Origin of the sequence: Rossellomorea sp. FS2 (genome assembly GCF_047915635.1) — a bacterium.
In the GTDB taxonomy this organism is placed as follows: domain Bacteria; phylum Bacillota; class Bacilli; order Bacillales; family Bacillaceae_B; genus Rossellomorea; species Rossellomorea marisflavi_A.
Map to the genome: position 1 here is coordinate 146,212 of NZ_JBLRVS010000007.1, position 20,508 is coordinate 166,719.

Consider the following 20,508-nt stretch of genomic DNA (forward strand, 5'->3'; position numbering starts at 1 on the left):
GGACAGGAATGTCGAACATACCATCCTACCTACCACCATAAAGTGCCTTGCAGCGAAGGCCACCTGACTCCTACGGGAATAGAGGGTAGCTTGAGACCCTGCATGCGCAGCCGAAGCGGCTCAACACCCTCCCCGAGGAAAGCAGGTGGCCGAAGCGGAAAGGCACGAACCCAATCAAATAGTCTATGAAATAGAAGAATTTTTTCACACCTATTAAAACGGATGTCGAACATACCATCCTCTCTATCACAACAAGTGCCTTGCAGCGAAGGGCGGCCGACTCCTTCGGGAATAGAGGCAAGCTTGAGACCCTGGAGGCGCAGCTGAAGCGACTCAACTGACTCCCCGAGGAAAGCGGACGACCGCAGCGGAAAGGCACGAACCCAATCAAATAACCAATGAACCACACCCTAAAAAACCACACTAAAAGGAAGGTGTCCCAAATGACCCAACAACCACAACCATGGTGGAAAAAAGCAGCCGTCTACCAGATCTACCCCAAAAGCTTCAACGACACAACAGGAAACGGAGTCGGAAACATCCAAGGCATCACCCAGAAACTCGACTACCTCAACAAACTCGGCGTCGACGTCATCTGGCTCACCCCCATCTACGAAAGCCCGCAGCGCGACAACGGCTACGACATCAGCGACTACTTCTCCATCCACGCCGAATACGGCACCATGGAAGACTTCGAGAACCTCCTGAGCGAAGCACACGCCCGCGGCATCAAAGTCATCCTCGACATCGTCATCAACCACACCTCCACAGAGAACCAGTGGTTCATCGAGTCACGTCAGTCAAAAGACAGCGAATACCGTGACTTCTACATCTGGCGCGATGGCAAGCCCGACGGATCCGAGCCGACGAACTGGCAGTCGAAGTTCGGAGGAAATGCCTGGCAGTATGACGAAGCGACCGGTCAATACTACCTTCATCTCTTTGATGTCACACAGGCCGACCTCAACTGGGAAAATGACGCTGTCCGCCGCAAGCTCTATGACATGATGCTCTTCTGGCTAGATAAGGGCGTCGACGGCTTCCGCCTGGACGTCATCAACCTGATTTCAAAAGACCAACGTTTCCCTGATGACGACGGCTCCACGGCTCCCGGAGACGGACGCAAGTTTTACACGGACGGTCCTAAGGTCCATGATTACATGCAGGAGATGAACCGTGAAGTCTTCTCGAAGCACGACATCATGACCGTCGGGGAGATGTCGTCTACGACGATCGATAACTGCATCAAATACTCGCGCCCGGACCGGAACGAACTCAGCATGACGTTCAACTTCCACCACTTGAAGGTGGATTACCCCGGCGGTGAGAAATGGACGGTCGCCGACTTCGACTTCCAGCAGCTCAAGGACATCCTTTCCACCTGGCAGAAGGAAATGCATGACGGAGGTGGATGGAACGCCCTCTTCTGGTGTAACCACGACCAGCCACGGATCGTGAGCCGCTACGGAAATGACGGAGAGTTCCATAAGGAATCGGCGAAAATGCTCGCCACAACAATCCACATGATGCAGGGGACGCCTTATATTTACCAAGGGGAAGAATTCGGGATGACGAATCCGAAATTCACAAGCATCGATGAGTATCGGGACGTGGAGTCGATCAATATGTTCAACATCATGAAAGAACAAGGGAAATCGGAAGACGAAATCCTTGAGATCCTGCGTCACAAATCCCGTGACAACTCCCGTACGCCTGTTCAGTGGGATGGAAGTGAAAATGCAGGATTCACTACAGGACAGCCGTGGATCCCTGTTGCAAAGAACTTCCGGGAGTTCAACGCTGAAGCCGCAATGGATGATCCATCATCTGTGTTCTATCATTATCAAAAGCTGATCAAGCTAAGGAAAGAGTACGACGTGATCACGGATGGTGATTACCAGCTCATCCTCGAAGACGACCCACACCTGTTCGCCTATGTGCGGAACGGAGAGGACGAGAAACTGCTGGTAGTGAATAATTTCTACGGAACAGACGCCACATTCACCCTGCCTGAAGAGGTGGACGTGAATGGATGGACGAGTGACATCTTGCTCTCCAACTATGAAGATACCGCCAATGTTTATACCCATATGAACCTCCGACCTTATGAATCCGTCGTGTTCCGCTTGACGAAATAAGTTCACCATACAAAAACCGGGCAGCCCCTTCAGGCTGCCCGGTTTTTATATGGTGATCATATCAAGCCAGGACTTAATTCGTTGATGATCCTCCTGGCTTTGGAGACCATCGGGGATGGCAAGTCATCAAGGGCGAAGTACCTGAGCTCCCGGGATTCTCCACTGGCCTCGAGGGTCCCTGTGACAGTATGCGTCACGTACACCGCTGTGACACCGTAGATTTGATCGCCGTTCGGGTAAGTGTGGCACTCATCCGGTCCCGAGAGGATCCGGATGAACTGCAGCTCCCCTGCGAGGAGCCCCGTTTCTTCATGAAATTCCCGGGCAGCCGTCTCTTCAAGGCTTTCCCCATACTCCATCACACCGCCGGGAAGCCCCCATATATCGGCATCCGTCCGGTACTGAAGGAGTAGTTCTTTCTTCTCATTTATACACAGGACAGTGGATCCCACCACCATAAGTGGCCGGGTTCCCACCAATCTCCTCATTTCCCTGATGTAATCACTCATCCCCACACCCTTTGGATGACAGGTGCGTCTATCGTGAAATCCAACCGATAGATATCCGGGTTTGATAGGGTCTTCCACTGTGTGAAACCGAACGCATCATCGAATTTTTTCAGCAGAAGAGCCATCAGATTCCCATGGGTCGCCATGACCGTGACGGAGTGATGACCTTGAAGGATCTGATCGATTACCTCCATTCCCCTCTGCATCGCTTGGAGGCTCGACTCTCCTCCTGGATATGAAAGCTCCAGATCTGTGAAGGTCCGTTCCAGCATCGTGAGCCAATCGGGATGATACTGCCCCGTCAACACCCTTTCCGAGAGGCGGGGCTCTTCTACAAGGCGGATCCCGTGATTCTCTGCCAGCCCCTTTACCGTCTGGACCGCCCTTAGATAAGGACTCGTCAAGATGGTATCGACGTCGATATCTTTAAAAAATGCCGTGATACGCCCCGCCTGCTCTTCTCCTTCTGCGGTCAAGCGGGCATCAGGTGCCTGCCCTTCAGCTTTACAGTGGCGGACGAGATAGATGGTTTTCTCCATGTTCTTTCCCCCTTTTATGTCATTATTCGATTCATGTAGAATGATACCCTTTTTTGTAAAAAGTTTGATTATATTCTCTGAATATGGGTATATAGTAACCTGTACCTTATCTCCTCTCAACTACCTCCTTTTTTGGTATCTTAGACCTATTTATCTTAAATGTTTCCATTTGATACCATAACATAGGTATATACAACACATTTTTGAAGGGGCTGAATCCTTTGTCCTACCTATCATTCATGGTCACGCAGATCGGGGAAAAGCGTAAGCAGCTTGAACGTCTGAGGACCTCCAAAACCAACATGAATCAACTCCAAGGTGAATTCAATCAGTATACTCAAAAAGTAAAGCAACCCGAGCTCAGTGCAACGACCTGGCAGGGAACCCGCGCCAACGAGTTTGAAGAAGTCCGGGAACAGTTCAATGAAGCCTATCGGGATATCTCCCAAAGTCAGATGGACTCTGCCATCACATCCATCGAATCGAAGATTTCCTCTCTCGAAGCAGAGATCGCTGCCCTTGAAGTGAGTATGGACAAAGAGGTCAAGCGTCTCGAAGAAGAGAATAAGAAGGACCCGATGATGTAACGAACCTCTTGAGAAGGGATTTAGTCCATGACACCAGAACAACATTTCAAGCGGAATACATACCGCATGATTCTGCTCGTATTCGGAATTCTTGGCCTGATAGTGGGAATCATACCACTGATCACTGCCTTGAGTATGATCAGCAAGCATCCTCTTACGGATTATCTTGCCTTCTTGATCGCCGGGGGTGTGAATATCCTTGTTGGATACGCGCACGCTTCTTTCCAAAGGTGTCCGCGTCCGAGGTTCAGCCTTCAACGCCCGGTCCACCTGAAGAACTGACGCCACTGAGGAAGTTTTTGAGAATCGCGATTCTCGTTTATGCACTCTTCATCGTGATCGCGTCGACAATTTCTTCCGGCACTTTGTTCATCGTCTCTCTCATCCACGGCGAGCTCACTTGGAAGAATCTAGCGGGAATTGCATTCGTGCTTGTCTTATCATACGGATTTGCAGGCATCATCCTGTGGATCCGTTCCAGGTTTTTAAGGAAACCCGCATAAAAAGGACTGCCCCATCAGGAGCAGTCCTTTTTCTCATTCCTCGTCATCGCTTGCCTGGAAGAAGATCGCTACAACCTTCCATCCGTCATCCTGACTCTTGAATACCGTTACCTGACGGCCGGATCGCGTCACTTCTTTCCCGCTGTCGGGATCCTTTGTGGTTGCGCTGATTTCAGCGTATACGTCTGCCTTCGCTTCATTGAAGTTGATGATCTTGACGTTTTCAGCTGTACGCTTCGAATCGACAGAATCGAAGATCTGCTTCACGTACTTTTCTTCATCTTCATATTTGAAGTTGATCGGTTGTTTCGAGATGAGATTCATATACGCATCATAGTCCTTCTCATTGAAGGTCTTGATATATTGATCAAACGTCTGGGTCAACTCTTCTTTATCTTCTGCAGGGATTCCTTCTGCTTCCTCCAGCTTCTGGGCCCGTTCGACAATTTTGTCATTTTCGGAGGTCGGGAGCTCTTGTTGAACTTGTTCCTCGCTCTTTTTGCTTTCATCCGCCTTGGATTCTTCAGAAGTCTTCTTGTCTTCCTTCTTCTCTTCGTCTGCGCTGCACGCCCCGAGAAGCAGCGTACTGATGCCTATACCCAACATGATTTTTTTCCAATGCTGTTTCGACAATGCTCTTCACCCTTATTCATTAGATTTGCACTATCTCCATTCTATTGAAAATATTCGCAACACTCAAGTCGATTCTCAATTCTTTGTGACAGATATGGTAAAATGAGAGCAGGTGATCATAATGACAAAACGGAATAAATATTATCAGATCTATACCGATTTATCGGACCATATACAGAACGGTACCTACGCACCCGACACGATCCTCCCTTCGGAGAATGAACTGTCCGACATGTATGATACCTCCCGGGAAACGATCCGCAAGGCGCTTACGATGCTTGCACAGAACGGATACATCCAAAAGCTGCGCGGAAAGGGATCCCTTGTCCTGGACGTATCCCGGATGAACTTCCCCGTCTCGGGACTCGTGAGCTTCAAAGAACTGCAGCAGTCCATGGGCCGCGAATCGATCAAGACACATGTTCACCGTTTCGGTCTCATCCTGGCTGATGATCAGCTCGCCTCCCTTCTCCAGACCACCGTCGGCGATGAAGTATGGGAGGTGGCCCGCTCCCGTGAAATCGGCGGGGAACGGATCATCCTCGATAAGTCGTATTTCCTGAAGTCCCGCGTCCCTCTCCTCACCCAGGAAATCTGCGAGAATTCGATCTATGAGCATCTTGAAGGCACCCTCGGTCTCCCCATCGATTTTGCCAAAAAGGAAATCGTCGTGGAGCCCTGTACGGAAGAGGACGAAAAGCTCTTGGATTTGAAAGGGTATGACCATGTAGTGGTCGTGCGGAACATGGTCCACTTGAAGGATGCCGTCCGGTTCGAATATACCGAATCACGCCACCGACTGGATATGTTCCGGTTTGTGGATTTTGCGAGGCGGAAGCATTGATAGAGGAAGAGCCATGGTGGTTGCCGTGGCTTTTTTCTGCAAAAAAAGAAGGCAGCCAGAACGGCTACCTTCTCAAAATCCGTATTATCGTACTTCCACCCAACCATTTTTGATGGCTGTGACAACTGCTTGCGTTCGGTCGTTCACATTCATCTTCTGAAGGATGTTACTGACGTGGTTCTTGACGGTTTTCTCACTGATGTAGAGTGCTTCACCGATCCCACGGTTGCTTTTCCCATCTGCAAGCATCTGCAGGACTTCACACTCACGGCGTGTGAGGAGGTGAAGCGGGCGGCGAACTTCGGATTGCTGGAATCCGCCAGAGTTGGATGCATTCGCAAGGCGGCGGTATTCGGCCACCAGGTTGTGCGTCACTTTCGGATGGATGTATGATCCACCTTCAGCCACGATCTTGACTGCTTCCACAAGAGCGTCGGAATCCATTTCTTTAAGAAGATAGCCGAGTGCTCCTGTTTTCAGAGCATGGTTTACGTAGTTCTCATCATCGTGGATGGAGAGGATGATGACTTTTGTCTCCGGATATTTATCCATGAGCTCGCGCGTTGCCTCGACGCCGTTGATTTCGGGCATATTGATATCCATGAGGACGACATCCGGCTCGTGCTCTGCCACCAGACCTGAGGCATCAGCTCCGTCATCCCCTTCTGCTACTACGTTGAATGAAGGTTCGAATTCCAAAATCCGTTTTACCCCTTCACGAAATAGCTGATGATCATCGATGATAACGATATTAGTTGTTGCCATGTCATTCGCCTCCCTAAACCTTAGAAAAATTTACATATTCAGAGGTACGCGGATCAGTATGACTGTCCCGCCTCCTACTTTTGAGTCGATCGTGATGTCTCCTTCCAGAAGGTCGACACGCTCTTTCATCCCCATGATGCCAAAGGATCCCGTTTTTTGTGTATGTAGATCGAATCCTTTGCCGTTGTCTTTGATGACGACGGTTATATTGTCTTTCTTTACTTCCACTTTTACTTGAATGTGTGTGGCCTCGGCATGCTTGAGCGAGTTCTGGACGCTTTCCTGCACCATTCTGAAGAGGGCGACTTCGAACTTCGGCGGGAGCCGTATATCAAGTCCCATATTGATGAACTGGATACTTGTCTTATCGTTGTATTCTTCAATGGTACTCAAGTATTTCTTGAGTGTCGGCACGAGTCCCAAATCATCAAGTGCCATGGGACGCAGGTCGTAAATGATTCGACGGACCTCATAGAGTGCCGAGCGGACCATGCGTTTCAGATCGCGGATTTCCTTGATCGCATCATCGGTCGTCTTCTCACGGAAGACCCGTTCGATGAGATCGGAACGGATGAGGACGTTTGCCATCATCTGGGCCGGTCCATCATGGATTTCCCTGGAGACACGCTTGCGCTCATCTTCCTGGGCTTCAATGATCTGGAGGCCGAAATCCTGACGCTGCTTCGCGTCTTCAAGGGCTTCATTCACTTCACGTAAATCACTGTTCAAATAATTGAGAACCACGGAAATCTGCGAGCAGAGATTCTCTGCCTTATCGATCGTTTCCCCCAATGACCTCATACGTCGTTCAAGTTCATCGCGGCGATCGCGCAGCTGCTTTTCCTGCTGTCGGTTCATAAGAAGTTTCATCTGGAAATCGTGGGCTTTTTCATAGGCGTCCCTCACCTGGTCTTCGGAGTAGGTCTGAAAATGCTTGCTCACCTCAGAAAGCCTCAGGCGTGCGAGCCTTGACCTCTTGTGGAGCTCATCCCCCTCGTCGATGACCTGAAGGACCTTATTCTTAACATCTAATAGTTCTTGCATTAAGTCTTGGTAATCATTACGGCATTGCTCACCGATCTGAAAGATTTCACCCTTGCTCTCATCGACCGTGTCGATCATCTTCTCAAGGATTCCATCCAGGATCTTGGTGTCGATTTTTTTCAGTGACACGGTACACCCCTCTTTTGTTCCACGATAATCATGGACATCGATTAGAGTTGGAAACGCTATACTTCTATACTAAGTACACATCCAACAATGTTCAACACGTTTCGGGTGAAAAGACAGTGACCTAAGTCCCAATCAGCATCGAAACATCGCATTCTCTAACCATTTCCATAGGGATAGTTGAAACTCCTTTATTCATCTAGGCATATTCCTACATCCTTTACATACCCAAGGAAGGCATTGGCAAAAACCTGTACCTTTCCAGGAGGTAGAAAGTATGACTATCAGCGTCCATTATACCATGTCGCCTATAGGAGGAGATTAAAGTTTCATTACATTGTATTACCATTATTTCATGTAATACCAACTATTCCCTCGAACGAAGTCGTTCCCTTGTGCATTATGATTCATTTTTTTATATAGTAGGAATAGAGTATTCACGCCGATAGGAGGTAAGCGAATTGCTTCATAAATATTATACTGTAAAAGGACCCGGCGAGAACGAGATCGTCATCGAGCGCTCACGCTTCATCGCCCATGTAGCCCGTGTGGAAACAGAAGAAGATGCACAGGCGTTCATCGCCGATATCAAGAAGAAGCATTGGGACGCAACGCATAACTGTTCAGCCTACATGATCGGGGAAAACAACCTCATCCAGAAGGCCAATGACGACGGTGAACCAAGCGGAACGGCCGGCGTTCCCATGCTTGAAGTGTTGAAGAAACGCGACCTGAAGGATACCGTCGTGGTCGTCACCCGCTACTTCGGTGGCATCAAACTCGGTGCAGGCGGCCTCATCCGTGCGTACGGAAAAAGCACATCCGAAGGCTTGAACGCGACCGGTGTCGTCGAACGGAAGCTCATGCGCATCATGAAGACTAAAATCGACTATACCTGGCTCGGAAAAGTAGAGAATGATATCCGTTCCTCTCACTACCAGCTCAAAGAAATCCACTATCTCGACGCTGTCGAAGTAGAGGTCTATGTCGAAGAAGCAGCGAAGGATGACTTCACTTCCTGGATGACCGAACTCACCAATGGACAAGGTGAAATCACTGAAAGCGAAGTGGAATATTTGGAGACGCTTATATAAACACTAAGGAGACAGATTCCACGGGATCTGTCTTTTTTCATCAAGTGGAGTACGATGGATGGAAAACGGGTATGGAACCATGTTGAGCATGATTGAAGTTGGCTCTAATGTATACCTACTATCTAGAGGATTGCAGCCGCGGGGTTTGTCCCGCTTTTTTTGTAAGTGTACTGTAATAAAAATTTCATTTTACGGTGGTTATGTAACATAGTACAATTGAGCTTAGGTAAAAAACGCGAATATTCTTAGATATTGTAGGTATTACTCGAAAAAAGGAGCTTCTTAAATATGTCGCATAACGGAATATATCGAGATGATCAGATCATGAAAAAGAAGAAACGCCGCAGAAGAATCTTCTTCTTCCTCATCATCCCCCTTCTAATCGTCACCTTTTCAGCCGCCGCATTCGGTGCAGTCGTTCTAAAAAAAGCAGAAACCGTATTCAATAAATCCTACGATAACATCGACGGCCGTGAAAAATCCAACCTCCGCGAAACCGCAGTGAACCCCGACGTTGATAATGTATCCATCCTGTTCATCGGTGTCGATGGCAGTGACGTACGCGGAAACACGAAGGACCGCTCAGACGCACTGATGCTTGCCACCTTGAACGAAAAAGATAAATCAGTGAAACTTGTCAGCATCCCGCGTGACTCGTATGTCTACCTGGAAGACGCAGGCTATAAAACGAAAATCAATCACGCCCATGCCTATGGAGGACCGAAAGCCTCCATTGAAGCAGTGGAACAGCTCATGAACATCCCGGTTGACTACTACGTGAAAATGAACTTCAATGCCTTCATCGATGTAGTCGATGCCCTTGAAGGCATAAATGTCGACGTTCCATATGAATTAAAAGAGCAGAATTCAAAGGACAAAGCCAATGCCATTCACCTGATGCCTGGCGAACAGACCCTGGACGGGGAAGAAGCCCTTGCACTGGCAAGGACCCGACACTATGATAACGACATCGAACGAGGCAAACGCCAGCAGATGATCCTACAGGGAATCGTAAAGAAAGCTGCTTCGGCCAACGCCCTCACGAAGTACGACGACATTCTTGAAGCAATCGGGAACAACATGGCCACCAACATGACGTTCAGCGAAATGAAAGCTTTCTCCAGCTACGGCCTGACCAAGAAGCTGTCCATCGAGAACATCACCCTTGAAGGTGAAGACACCTACATCGACGGCGTATACTACTGGCTCCTCGACGAGACAAGCGTTGCCAACACCAGCCTGGAGCTGAGAAACCACCTTGGACTGTCCCAATCGCAGACAGCGGATAACATCAACACCGAAGAAAACGGTGAAGAAACCGACCCTTATGGCACCGAAGATGATACGACCACTACAGAAGAAGAAAGCGATCCTTACAGCGAGTCTACCGATGAATCCGGAACGTATGATGATACTTCGGATGACACCGGAACCTATGATGAAACCGGAGAAGATACGGGCCCTGCATTGGAAGAGATTCCACATGCAGAAACCGAATCCGATCCATATGCAGAACAGTGATTGGAAGAGCCCCCGCCTGGATGGCGGGTGTTTTTTTGTTGTGGTGGGAGGTGCGTGCGGTGGTGGTGCCAGGCACCTTTTGCCGTTTTTGTGCCTGGCACCATATCCCCTTTTTGTGCCTGGCACCATATCCCCTTTTTGTACCTGGCACCTTTTCCCCTTTTTGTGCCTGGCACCTTTCCCCCTTTTTGTGCCTGGCACCATATCCCCTTTTTGTGCCTGGCACCTTTCTCCCTTTTTGTACCTGGCACCATATCGCCATTTGGTGCCAGGTACAAAAATTCCTCCTCCGCTCCTCCCACCAAACGCAAAAAAGCAGCCAACCCTCAGGGTTGGCTGCTTTCTGCATCAAACATCTTACTTCTTACTCGTCCGCGCCTTTACGAACTTGATGAGCGGTTGGTAGTTGGAGTTGACCAAACCGATGCTCTCGATGAACCATTCGATGGCGAAGAGCAGGATCGTGAGGATGATCAGGCCTCCCCAGACGGTGGACATGGAGAAGATGATGGCGGCCAGGCTGAACATGGCAGCCATGGCGTAGATGATGATGACAGTTTGTTTGTGACTGAAGCCCGCCCTCAGCAAGCAGTGATGCAGGTGGGATTTGTCCGGTGCGGACAATGGGCTTTTGTTCTTGTACCTTCTGAGTATGGCGAAGAAGGTATCTGAGATCGGTACTCCAAGGATGATGAACGGGATGACGAGTGAGACCATCGTGACGTTCTTGAATCCTAGGAGGGCCAGTACGGATATGATGTATCCGAGGAAGAGGGAGCCGGTGTCCCCCATGAAGATCTTGGCCGGATGGAAATTGTAGTACAGGAAGCCAAGGGAGCTTACGAGTACGATCATGGCGAGCGTCATGACGAAGATATCGCCTTTCAGCATGGCCATGAAGCCGATGGTGGCAAGTCCGATGGTGCAGACACCCGCTGCCAGCCCGTCGAGGCCATCAATGAAGTTGATGGCATTGGTGATCCCCACGATCCAAAGGATGGTGATCGGGATGCTAAGCAGTCCGAACTTCAGCTCTGTGTCGAAGAACGGCACGTTGATGAAGTTGATCTTTACACCGCCAAGGACGACGATGAGTGCCGCTGCGATTTGGCCGACGAACTTCCATTTAGCTGAAAGCTGAAAAATGTCATCTGCCATTCCTGTCAGAAGGATTACACCGCTTCCGATGATGATCGGGAGGGCGTATTGATCTTCAGGACGGAGGATGAGATATCCCGTGATGAATCCGATATAGATAGCCAGTCCGCCAAGGCGGGGCATGATTTTGCTGTGCACCTTGCGATCCTCCGGTTTGTCGGTCGCGCCCACTGCGAATGCAAACCGCTTAACAAGGGGTGTGATCGCGATGGTGAGGGCAAAGCATATGAGTAATGTCAGAATTAACATTGGCATTGTCATTGTACACCTCTTAATCGTTAATCTACCCGGTTGGTCGATTGTTGAATACAGGTAATTCTTAGATGCGGCTATCCGAGCAGCCTCAAATATACATTATAAACGTTCTTGGCGAAATGCTCTACTGAAAAATTGTCCCTGCTGTGCATTCTTAACTTTTGTCCTATTTCCCGCAGGCGTTCACTCCGCTTCAGTTCAATGGCGGTGAGGAGCTTTTCCGTCAGGCTCTTCTCATCATCGATGGGGACAATCCATCCGTAGTCTTCTGATGGAATCAGGCGGTCAACCCCGCCGACGTCCGTGGTAATCACGGGGACATTGGAACGTGCGGCCTCTAACAGGACAAGAGGAAAGCTTTCACTATAGGATGTAAGGAGTACAAGGTCCGACAGAGGATATAATCGCTCAACATCATTACGGTGACCGAGGAACCCTACACAGGATGTAAGTCCGTTAGTCTTGACGAAGGCTTCCAGTCCATCCCGTTCCGATCCGTCACCGACAATGAGAAGTTTGATTCCGGTCTGGTGGTGGTGTTGAATCAGGTTCCGAAGTGCGGTGAGTGCCAGCTTATGGTTCTTCACTGCTTCGAGCCTGGCCACCATCAGCATAACGAAGTCTCCTTCTTTTACCCCTAATTCTTCTCTTTCAAACGGTTTCGACAGCGGTTTGTCGAAGTCGATCCCGTTCAGGATGACGGTGATCTTCTCTGGAGGGATGCCGAGATCCATCAGGATGGTCTTGAACCGCTCCGAAATGGCAAGGAAGTGGTCTGCCTGCTTGAGGGCATTCAGGTTGGTCCTGGTGAAGACTTTCCCCGTGATCCCCTGACCCATGAAGTCATCGCGTGGATCACTATGTACGGTCACCACCCACTTCACGCCCGTCCTTTTTCGTATGAAGGGGGCATAGCAGTTCGCTCTCGCTCCGTGGGTGTGAATCATGTCGATTCCATGCTTTCCTATAAAGGTACCAATTTTTCTGACAACCGTAAAGTCGAATCTTGACTTTTGGTCGAAATTTACCAGTTGGATGTTCTGCTCAATCCCACGCTTATACATTTCTCCTTTTTCAAAGACGCCGAGAAAGAATTCTTCCCGGTTCAATTCGTTCAACAATGACAGGATGTGAAACATGCCTCCGCCGCTTTCGTTGCCGGCATTCAGGTGCAGGATCTTCACGGTGGGACCTCCCAGCGTTAGTGTTTGGATTTCATGACAGTGATGATGAATTGTGGCAGCACGAGCATCCTTCTCCAACGGGAAGGCTGCTTCAGGAGACGGTAGAACCACTCCAGGTGAACCTTTTGGAAAAAGACCGGTGCTCTCTTCACATGGCCCGCCAGTACATCGATGCTGCCGCCGACTCCCATGAAGACCCCTTTTTCGACCTTGGGCAGATTGGCAGCGATCCATTTCTCTTGGCGCGGGAACCCAAGGGCGACCAGGATGACATCCGGTTTGGTTCGCTGGATGTCTTCAATGATGGTTTCATCGTCATCTTGGAAGTACCCATGATGATGACCTGCCAGGTGAAGATTCGGATACGTGGTGTGTAGGTTCTGAACGGCTTCTTCAAGGATTTCGGGTTTTGCTCCCACTATATAGAAAGAAATGGGGTTTTCATTCCCGAGTGCAAGCAAGTCCTCCATCAGTTCAAAACCAGGCACGCGCTCCATCAGGGGCGTCTTCTTCATCTTGGAGGCGATGATCACACCGATCCCGTCGGGGACGATGATGTCGGCTGTCTGCAGGATGGCGTGGTATTCTTGATCTTCCCTCGCCTGCATGACGATTTCTGGATTGGCCGTGACCACAAGTGCTTTCTTTTCTTCTTTTATATACTGATGATAGAGATCATGTACGACCTCGGATTTACGTTGATTCACAAAAGGTACGTCGAGTATGGTGATGGTTTGATTTGTCATTATCGTGTCTACCTCTCTTGTCGATTCTCCCCTTTATTCTATCCCAGCCGCCCCGCTACTGAAACAGTTATTGTGTTACAACTCCATGACGTTGGAGGAATTTCCGATTCGATTCTATAATAAGATAGATTGTCGGCGGATGGTTCCATGTCATCAATTTTTTACCATTCCTTTAGGAATCTTTACAAAATGTTAAATAAAACAATAAATTCGTTTATTAAGCTTATACTAGGAAATAACCTCTCAGAAGGGTGGTCATGTTTTGTTGTCGAAGCTTCAGCATCTGGTATTGTTGGCGGTCATTGCGCTAGTGGTACCTTCCGTATTTACACATCCGGTGGTTGCCTATCTCTCCACCCTCCTTAGCTTATTCTTCATTGCATGGAATAAGAAGAACGGATTGTTGCTCTTATTCATATACTTCCCAATCCGCCCGTTCTTACTAGAATTGAATCCTGGCTTCAAGCTCATGGGCGACTGTCTGCTGATCGTCTTGTTCCTTGCCGCCCTTTACGGGTTCATCCGGGACCGTGGTTCGTGGAAGACGTATGCCTTTACGGGCTTCATCCTGCTGTTCTGTCTCGTCGGGACGATTGCAGCCTTTCAGACGGGCGTCGGCCTGTCTGCCATCATCTTTCAGAATCGCGCCTATCTCATCACCTTCCTGATCCTCTTCATCGTCGGTCAGTGGAAGATGAATAAAGAAGATATCGGATATTTCCTCCAACTCTCTATCGTGATGGGGTCAATCCTGTCTGTACACGGAATCATCGAGTACCTCTTTTCTAGGACATTTCTTGTTCCGGAGGCATGGACGAACTGGAATCTGTCCTCTGTAAATGAGATGAGGGTGTACGGCCTGACGGCGAATCCGAACGTACTTGGTACATATTTATCCATCTGTCTCTTTATCACCCTTTATGTCCTGTCCGTTGCGAAGCGATGGCGGATCCTTTACGTTCTTGCCTCCATCCTGATGCTCGGCACCCTCTGCCTCACCTACTCCAGGGGTTCGATCCTGGCATTCGGGATTGCCTTCATCGTCTATGTGCTGTGGAAGAGGGCTTGGAAAATGGGGGCGGGACTGATTCTATCCATTGTATTGGGGCTCTTCCTCATCTATTACCCTGCCGGTATTGCACGGGAAGAGATCGACGCCCATACGATCAGCGATGGGCATATGCCCGATGTTCCACAGGAAGAAGTTGAGCCTGACAGCGCACCGCCGCCGAATGAACGGTCATCCGCATTCTCCAATCGCTTCAAGGAAATATTCTCTGACGACATCATTGAGAAAAGCAGCCAGTGGGGCAGGCTGTATGTGGTATTCAAGGGGCTTGATATCTATCTCATGAATCCTGTGATCGGGACAGGATTCGGGACGTTCGGGGATTCTGCGACGCTGAGCTACGGGACACCGATCGCCGAGAGGTATCAGCTGCCGGACAGGATGTACTCGGATAATCAATACATCCAGCTCCTCGTGCAGACCGGGACACTGGGGACAGTGAGCGTCTTAGCATTTGTGGTGGCGATCTTCATCATCACGTGGAAGAGGAGAAAAGACCCCATTGCTCCGGTGCTTTTCTGCCTGACCCTGGCGACATTGCTCATGGCCCTGTTTTATAATGTACTGGAGGAGAAGATTCTTACGCTGTATTTCTACTCCGTACTGGGCTATTTCCTTACGAAAGAAAGGACGCCCCATTCTCTTGAAAAATGAGGAATTCATATGAAATCGCTCATCAAAGCCGTCGGGCTTGTCACAATCATCTCCGGTCTTGGAAAACTGCTCGGATTCGCACGGGAGAGCATCATTGCCGCGTACTTCGGCACATCTGACGTAGCAGACGTGTTCTTCGTCTCGAGTCTTGTCCCGACCCTGCTCTTCACAGCGATCGGGACGGCAATTCAGGCAGGGACGATTCCGCTCTTCATGGAAGCACGTGAGAGAAGCAAGAGGGAATCTCGGGAGCTCATGAGTCTCCTCGGCACGTTTTTCCTTGTCATTTCCATCGCCTTCATCGCAGTGACGCTCCTCTTCACGGAGCCGCTCATGAAGTTGATGGCACCGGGCTTCACCCCGGGTCAGCTCGATCTCGCGGTGGATCTTACGCGCATCATGATCCCAAGTATGATCTTCCTGACGTTGACGGCGATCTCGACAGGAGTGCTGAACGCCAACAAGCAGTTCGTCCTGCCGGCGTTCACATCCACGGTGCAGAATATCGTCATCATCCTGGCGACCGTCCTCCTGACAAACATGTACGGGGTGTTCGGACTCGCCGCCGGTGTCCTCATGGGAGCTGCCGGACAGTTCTTCATCCAGTATCCTTCGTTCAGGAAAGAAGGGATCGGGTTCAATTTCGCCTTCAAGGAAAACAAGGAGCAGATCAAACGCATCATGATCCTGTTTTATCCGATCATCATCGCGGCGATTTGCATCCAGTTGAACAGTCTGGTGGACCGCATGGTGTCATCGGGACTCGAAACGGGAAGCGTCTCGGCTCTGAATTACGGGAACCGGCTTCTCTGGCTCCCCCTCAGCGTGATCCTGACGCCGCTGATCACGGTACTCTACCCGTCACTCGTGGAAGGAGCACTCGAGAGCTACAAGCGATTTTTCACCATCATACATAAAGGGACGGCGATCATCCTGTTTGCCGGACTACCCTTCACGGTGCTGCTTGCCGTGAGTGGGGATGACCTGATCCGTCTCGCCTTCGAGCGGGGAAGCTTCGATGCGGGTGCAACCTCCATCACCTTCCAGGCCCTCTTCTATTACGGGATCGGCCTTGTCTTCTTTGCCCTCAGGGACTTCCTGATGAACGGGTTCTACGCCTTGAAGAAGACGAAGATCGCCATGTACTCTTGTCTCGGTGCGGTCGCGGCCAACGTGGTCCTGAGCATCATCCTGGCAAGGTTCATGGGTGTCGGAGGGATCGCCCTCGCATCGAGCATCTCCATGCTCATCCAGTGCATCGTGCTCTTCAGCTATTTGCTGAAGGGATACGAAGAAAAGAAAACCTACTCAAAACGACTCGGAAAAGAATCAGGTAAGCTCCTCCTCACGACGGCAGGAGCTGCAGCAGGGGCGCTTGCGACAAAGGCCTTGCTCGCAAATGACCTGAACATCATCATCCATACGGCGATCATGACCGCCGTCATCTTCATCATCTATTGTATGCTGGCCTTCCTCTTCAAGGTACAGGCCGTATCACCGCTCACCCAAAAGCTGAAAAGGAGCCGATAACCATGAAGATCCTTTTATCCACCATATTCGAATACCCCCACGAGGGCGGCCTCTCCACCCATGTGGCGACACTCAAGAACGGACTCGAGGCCCTCGGGCACCATGTGGACGTCCTTTCCTTCACCAACCTGAATCCACTCGTGCGAAAAGCATACGCCCAGGCACCGGGATTCATCGCGAGTAAGATCAAACCGGGATCCGGCCAGCTCATGAACGATCAAAACCGGATGACGCTTATCCACAAAGAAATGAACAAGCTCAAAGGACAGTACGATGTCGTGAACACCCAGGATGTTTATGCCACATTGGCAGCGGAAGGAACCGGGACCCCCGTCGTGGAGACGGTACACGGCTACTATTCCTTCGAGGCCATCAGCCGAGGAGCGATCGCAGAAGGCAGCAAGGAAGACATCACCGTCAGAGAGCGCGAAAAAAGGGCCTACACCCTCGCTGACGAAGTCGTCACCGTCGATCAGCGGATCAAGGAGTATGTGAAGTCCATGTCAGGGGTTGAAGCGACAGCCATCAAGAATTTCATCGATGTGGAAGACTTCGACCCGGGGAAACTTGATCTGTCAGGCATACGGGAGGAATTCGGCATCCCGGCAGATAAGAAGATGCTCTTCGTCCCAAGGAGGATGACGGAGAAAAACGGGGTCATCTATCCGACCCTTGCCCTCAGGAAGGTCCTTGACCGCCATCCTGATACCGTCCTCGTCTATGCAGGGACCGGTGAACAGATGCCCGCCATCAAAAGGGAAGTCGAAAAGCAGGGCCTTGATGGAGATGTCCTTCTCCTTGGTACGGTGCCTCATGAAAAGATGAAGTATCTGTACGGGACGTCGGACGTCGTCCTCGTGCCGAGCGTCCATTCCTACGGTGTCGAAGAGGCTACCTCAATTTCCGCCCTGGAAGCGATGGGTTCACGATCCCCTGTCATCGCCGGCGCCGTCGGCGGTCTGAAGGAAATCATCGAGCACGAGAAGGACGGTCTCCTCGTGACAGAGAAGGATGTGGACGGCCTTTCCGAAGCGATCCTGAAGGTATTGGACTCACCCACATTCGCCGAACAGCTCGCCCGGAACGCCAGGACCAAGATCGAGCAGATGTACTCCCATCACTCCGCCGCCGCACGGTTCGAAGAGATTTATATGAAAGCCGCCAACAAGGCTTGAGCCCATCGCTCAAGCCTTTTCTTATGGCGTATAATCCCACTGGGGAAATCATACACTAATTCCTATACTCTACTGGGATGTGACTGTATGCATACGCTTCGAAACCCACTCACGTACATAAATGAACTTCTGTATATCCTGCTCTTCTTCAAAGTGATCCTGTTTCACACGTTCACCGATACCCCCTTATCAAGCGGGGTCTTTTCCACCTCCATCGGTTTCCTTCTTGCCTGCTACGGCCTGTCATTCTTGTTCAGCGGGAAATGGCGTCTTGCATTCAGCGGACTGATTTCCCTCCTTGTGTCATTCGTCTTCCTATCGAATGCGGTGTACCTGGATTACTACAGCTCCCCCATCACCCTGTCGATCTTCGGGCAGATGGCCAACCTCGGCGGACTCGGCGATAGCATCACGTATCTGTTCAAGATACGGTACCTGCTCTTTGTGGCCGACCTGGTCATTCTTCCTTTCTTCCTTTGGAGCAAGTTTCGCTACACGAAAAAACGAGAGATGGTAAAGGGCGTCATCCCCTTTCTCACCCTTGGCCTCCTCTTCCTGGTCATGAAGCCCGCAAAGCTCATGTTCGTTGACGGCATGGAGAACCCGGTCCAGGCCTACGATTCTCTGGATCACGTTGTCCAATACGGCCTCATCGGCCATCACATGCTGGATTCGTATTCCTACATCAGGGACCGGAACTACAAGCTGACTGCCGATGACAGGAAGCGGATCGGAACGGCCTTCGCTGCTGAACGTGACCCGGCCGATCACCCTTATAAGGCCTACGGGAAAGATAAGAATCTCATCATGATCCAGGTGGAGTCCCTCCAAAGCTTCGTCCTGAACGAAGAGATCGGAGGCAAGGAAATCACCCCGACCATGAACCGGATGCTGAAGCACAGCCTGTCCTTCCCGCACTTTTACGCCCAGACGATCGCAGGGAACAGCTCTGACGCCGAATTCCTGACGCAAACCGCCCTATACCCTTTAAAGTCCGGATCGGTCTTCTTCCGCTATCCGTCCAATACGTACCACAGCATCGGAAACTCACTCAAAGAGGACGGGTATTCGACCCTCGGCGTCCATGCAGACGAGAAGACGTTCTGGAACCGTCATCTGATGTATCCGTCCCTCGGCTTTGAGGACTACAAGACCATCGAACAGTTTCCCCAAAAAGAACTCGTCGGAATGGGCGTCGGCGATAAAGAAATGTTCACGGAGACAGCCGGCACATTGAAGGAGCAGCCTTCCCCCTTTTACTCCCTGATCGTCACCCTGACCAATCACATGCCGTATGATCTTCCTGTGGAGAAGAAGTCCCTCTCCCTCCCCAAGGAAGTGAACGGTACGTTGCTTGGGGATTATCTCCAGACCGTACGCTATACCGATGAAGCCATCGGGCTGTTTTTAAAGGAACTGGAATCCGATGGACTGCTTGAGGACTCCATCATCGTGCTGTACGGCGATCACAATGGGATCTTCGAGCGTGATAAGTCCCTGATCGAGAAATGGAAGGGCAAATCGATCTCCACCGAGGAATGGTACCGGGAATACGCCACCGTCCCGTTCATGATCTACAACCCAGGGATAAAAGGAAAGGAAATCGATGCGTATGGCGGCCAGGTGGATGTGTATCCGACGATTGCCTCCATCATGGGAACTTCCTACACCTCCGGGCTTGGCGAAAACCTTTTGGGCTCCCCTTCGGGTACGGTCGTGATCCCGAGCGGCGGGTATGTGACGAAGTCGTTGATGATCGGGAAGGACAGAATGAAGAGTGGGCTCAGCGAAAAAGCCATTCATACACTGGACATTTCAGAGTCCCTGATAAAAGGAAATTATTTTGTCGAAGATTGAATAGGCAAAGAGGCTGAGACAAAAGCTTTTTAGCCATGGTAAATCCCGAATTCGTTTGCCTAGGATCAGGCAAATGAATTCGGGTTTTTCATTTGTTTCATGACCATTATGATTTCATTGTTTCCAGCGGTTGATTGGAGGGCAAAACGAAGACTGCAGCGGGAAGAGTAGCTGATGTGAGACGTCGCAGACTTGCCGAGGAGGCTAACGGGCTATCCGCGGAAAGCGGAGTCTTGCACGGAAATCATGAGCGGTATAAAGAACCTATGCTGATATTGTTCGTCATGAAACGATACCTTTTTCGTTTTGCCCAACCCCTTTTTTCTACAAAATACGACACCCACTCATTAGATCTTTCGGCATGTATCTTTTCTCCTTTTACAGGATATAACGGTTACACACATAGAACAATTCGCATTCCAACGACCAAAAACGAGTCTATTTACCTATTATCAATGAATAATTTAACAATATTACAATACTATTATAATTCGACATATGGTAGAATGTTTTGTCATAAGAGTAACTATATTGTAAATTACTCGATTATTTCTACTATTGGAGGGATTATGTAAAG

Annotated in this window: 19 protein-coding genes; 11 read left to right on the forward strand and 8 right to left on the reverse strand. The window is 50.1% G+C overall.

What is annotated here, in order from left to right; all coding sequences use genetic code 11:
• Positions 1 to 443 precede the first annotated feature (443 nt).
• Positions 444 to 2,138 carry an alpha,alpha-phosphotrehalase gene (treC, locus tag ACNA6I_RS20150; RefSeq protein ID WP_416314073.1) on the forward strand — a complete coding sequence of 565 codons (1,695 nt, stop codon included), beginning with the start codon at positions 444 to 446 and terminating at the stop codon, positions 2,136 to 2,138.
• Between the two features lie 56 nt (positions 2,139 to 2,194).
• Here treC and ACNA6I_RS20155 read toward each other — a convergent pair whose 3' ends face one another.
• Together ACNA6I_RS20155 and ACNA6I_RS20160 are read right to left on the reverse strand one after the other, a co-directional pair.
• Positions 2,195 to 2,647 (reverse strand): NUDIX hydrolase, encoded by a 453-nt coding sequence (locus tag ACNA6I_RS20155; RefSeq protein WP_159130173.1) that lies wholly within the window; start codon positions 2,645 to 2,647, stop codon positions 2,195 to 2,197.
• Positions 2,644 to 3,186 (reverse strand): histidine phosphatase family protein, encoded by a 543-nt coding sequence (locus ACNA6I_RS20160; protein WP_159130174.1) that lies wholly within the window; start codon positions 3,184 to 3,186, stop codon positions 2,644 to 2,646. The genes ACNA6I_RS20155 and ACNA6I_RS20160 overlap by 4 nt, the downstream gene beginning before the upstream one ends.
• Positions 3,187 to 3,425: 239 nt before the next feature.
• Between ACNA6I_RS20160 and ACNA6I_RS20165 the strand changes: the two genes are divergently transcribed.
• Genes ACNA6I_RS20165 through ACNA6I_RS20175 form a run of 3 tightly spaced genes read left to right on the forward strand, consistent with a single transcriptional unit; the run spans position 3,426 to position 4,276 of the window.
• On the forward strand, positions 3,426 to 3,773 hold the full coding sequence (locus ACNA6I_RS20165) for a YwqH-like family protein (protein WP_197082339.1): 348 nt from the start codon (positions 3,426 to 3,428) through the stop codon (positions 3,771 to 3,773).
• Positions 3,774 to 3,800: 27 nt separating this feature from the next.
• Complete coding sequence (locus ACNA6I_RS20170; RefSeq protein ID WP_416314074.1) at positions 3,801 to 4,055, forward strand: hypothetical protein; 255 nt, start codon at positions 3,801 to 3,803, stop codon at positions 4,053 to 4,055.
• A 17-nt stretch (positions 4,056 to 4,072) separates the two neighbouring features.
• Complete coding sequence (locus tag ACNA6I_RS20175; protein WP_416314075.1) at positions 4,073 to 4,276, forward strand: hypothetical protein; 204 nt, start codon at positions 4,073 to 4,075, stop codon at positions 4,274 to 4,276.
• Positions 4,277 to 4,309: 33 nt separating this feature from the next.
• Here the strand turns inward: ACNA6I_RS20175 and ACNA6I_RS20180 are convergent, their stop codons facing one another.
• Positions 4,310 to 4,882, reverse strand: coding sequence for a YybH family protein (locus tag ACNA6I_RS20180; protein ID WP_187427017.1), 573 nt, complete (start codon positions 4,880 to 4,882; stop codon positions 4,310 to 4,312).
• Positions 4,883 to 5,030: 148 nt separating this feature from the next.
• Here ACNA6I_RS20180 and treR point away from each other — a divergent pair, with 148 nt between their 5' ends.
• Complete coding sequence (gene treR, locus ACNA6I_RS20185; RefSeq protein ID WP_048004934.1) at positions 5,031 to 5,753, forward strand: trehalose operon repressor; 723 nt, start codon at positions 5,031 to 5,033, stop codon at positions 5,751 to 5,753.
• An 84-nt stretch (positions 5,754 to 5,837) separates the two neighbouring features.
• On the opposite strand, the gene ACNA6I_RS20190 is transcribed toward treR, so the two are convergent.
• Positions 5,838 to 6,518: a response regulator gene (locus tag ACNA6I_RS20190; RefSeq protein WP_048004933.1), complete on the reverse strand. Its 681-nt coding sequence runs from the start codon at positions 6,516 to 6,518 to the stop codon at positions 5,838 to 5,840.
• A 30-nt stretch (positions 6,519 to 6,548) separates the two neighbouring features.
• Complete coding sequence (locus tag ACNA6I_RS20195; protein ID WP_048004932.1) at positions 6,549 to 7,691, reverse strand: sensor histidine kinase; 1,143 nt, start codon at positions 7,689 to 7,691, stop codon at positions 6,549 to 6,551.
• A gap of 458 nt (positions 7,692 to 8,149) precedes the next feature.
• Between ACNA6I_RS20195 and ACNA6I_RS20200 the strand changes: the two genes are divergently transcribed.
• Both ACNA6I_RS20200 and ACNA6I_RS20205 read left to right on the forward strand, forming a co-directional pair.
• Positions 8,150 to 8,782: a YigZ family protein gene (locus ACNA6I_RS20200; protein WP_416314076.1), complete on the forward strand. Its 633-nt coding sequence runs from the start codon at positions 8,150 to 8,152 to the stop codon at positions 8,780 to 8,782.
• 324 nt (positions 8,783 to 9,106) lie between these two features.
• Entirely contained in the window at positions 9,107 to 10,303 is a 1,197-nt protein-coding gene (locus ACNA6I_RS20205; RefSeq protein WP_416314077.1) for an LCP family protein, read from the forward strand.
• Positions 10,304 to 10,660: 357 nt separating this feature from the next.
• Here the strand turns inward: ACNA6I_RS20205 and ACNA6I_RS20210 are convergent, their stop codons facing one another.
• From ACNA6I_RS20210 to ACNA6I_RS20220, 3 genes are all read right to left on the reverse strand, one after another.
• The gene (locus ACNA6I_RS20210; RefSeq protein WP_048004979.1) at positions 10,661 to 11,710 is read right to left on the reverse strand and encodes a glycosyltransferase family 4 protein; all 1,050 of its coding nucleotides are present in this window, start codon (positions 11,708 to 11,710) and stop codon (positions 10,661 to 10,663) included.
• 80 nt (positions 11,711 to 11,790) lie between these two features.
• A complete protein-coding gene (locus ACNA6I_RS20215) occupies positions 11,791 to 12,900 on the reverse strand; it encodes a glycosyltransferase family 4 protein (protein ID WP_048014215.1) in 1,110 nt (369 codons plus the stop codon).
• Positions 12,901 to 12,917: 17 nt separating this feature from the next.
• On the reverse strand, positions 12,918 to 13,646 hold the full coding sequence (locus ACNA6I_RS20220; protein WP_048015255.1) for a WecB/TagA/CpsF family glycosyltransferase: 729 nt from the start codon (positions 13,644 to 13,646) through the stop codon (positions 12,918 to 12,920).
• Between the two features lie 262 nt (positions 13,647 to 13,908).
• Here ACNA6I_RS20220 and ACNA6I_RS20225 point away from each other — a divergent pair, with 262 nt between their 5' ends.
• From ACNA6I_RS20225 to ACNA6I_RS20240, 4 genes are all read left to right on the forward strand, one after another.
• On the forward strand, positions 13,909 to 15,369 hold the full coding sequence (locus ACNA6I_RS20225) for an O-antigen ligase family protein (RefSeq protein ID WP_048015256.1): 1,461 nt from the start codon (positions 13,909 to 13,911) through the stop codon (positions 15,367 to 15,369).
• A 9-nt stretch (positions 15,370 to 15,378) separates the two neighbouring features.
• Entirely contained in the window at positions 15,379 to 16,899 is a 1,521-nt protein-coding gene (gene murJ / locus ACNA6I_RS20230; RefSeq protein ID WP_416314078.1) for a murein biosynthesis integral membrane protein MurJ, read from the forward strand.
• A 2-nt stretch (positions 16,900 to 16,901) separates the two neighbouring features.
• Positions 16,902 to 18,074 (forward strand): glycosyltransferase family 4 protein, encoded by a 1,173-nt coding sequence (locus ACNA6I_RS20235; protein ID WP_416314079.1) that lies wholly within the window; start codon positions 16,902 to 16,904, stop codon positions 18,072 to 18,074.
• 87 nt (positions 18,075 to 18,161) lie between these two features.
• Positions 18,162 to 19,931, forward strand: a complete 1,770-nt coding sequence (locus tag ACNA6I_RS20240; RefSeq protein ID WP_416314080.1) for an LTA synthase family protein — start codon at positions 18,162 to 18,164, stop codon at positions 19,929 to 19,931.
• Positions 19,932 to 20,508: the final 577 nt, after the last annotated feature.

Excerpts from the sequence above, each read along its gene's own strand:
- ACNA6I_RS20240 (WP_416314080.1), top strand. The coding sequence starts at position 18,162 with ATGCATACGCTTCGAAACCCACTCACGTACATAAATGAACTTCTGTAT.
- ACNA6I_RS20205 (WP_416314077.1), top strand. The coding sequence starts at position 9,107 with ATGAAAAAGAAGAAACGCCGCAGAAGAATCTTCTTCTTCCTCATCATC.
- ACNA6I_RS20155 (WP_159130173.1), bottom strand. The coding sequence starts at position 2,647 with ATGAGTGATTACATCAGGGAAATGAGGAGATTGGTGGGAACCCGGCCA.
- ACNA6I_RS20160 (WP_159130174.1), bottom strand. The coding sequence starts at position 3,186 with ATGGAGAAAACCATCTATCTCGTCCGCCACTGTAAAGCTGAAGGGCAG.
- ACNA6I_RS20180 (WP_187427017.1), bottom strand. The coding sequence starts at position 4,882 with ATGTTGGGTATAGGCATCAGTACGCTGCTTCTCGGGGCGTGCAGCGCA.
- treR (WP_048004934.1), top strand. The coding sequence starts at position 5,031 with ATGACAAAACGGAATAAATATTATCAGATCTATACCGATTTATCGGAC.
- ACNA6I_RS20235 (WP_416314079.1), top strand. The coding sequence starts at position 16,902 with ATGAAGATCCTTTTATCCACCATATTCGAATACCCCCACGAGGGCGGC.
- ACNA6I_RS20210 (WP_048004979.1), bottom strand. The coding sequence starts at position 11,710 with ATGTTAATTCTGACATTACTCATATGCTTTGCCCTCACCATCGCGATC.
- ACNA6I_RS20220 (WP_048015255.1), bottom strand. The coding sequence starts at position 13,646 with ATGACAAATCAAACCATCACCATACTCGACGTACCTTTTGTGAATCAA.
- ACNA6I_RS20170 (WP_416314074.1), top strand. The coding sequence starts at position 3,801 with ATGACACCAGAACAACATTTCAAGCGGAATACATACCGCATGATTCTG.
- treC (WP_416314073.1), top strand. The coding sequence starts at position 444 with ATGACCCAACAACCACAACCATGGTGGAAAAAAGCAGCCGTCTACCAG.
- ACNA6I_RS20190 (WP_048004933.1), bottom strand. The coding sequence starts at position 6,518 with ATGGCAACAACTAATATCGTTATCATCGATGATCATCAGCTATTTCGT.
- ACNA6I_RS20165 (WP_197082339.1), top strand. The coding sequence starts at position 3,426 with ATGGTCACGCAGATCGGGGAAAAGCGTAAGCAGCTTGAACGTCTGAGG.
- murJ (WP_416314078.1), top strand. The coding sequence starts at position 15,379 with ATGAAATCGCTCATCAAAGCCGTCGGGCTTGTCACAATCATCTCCGGT.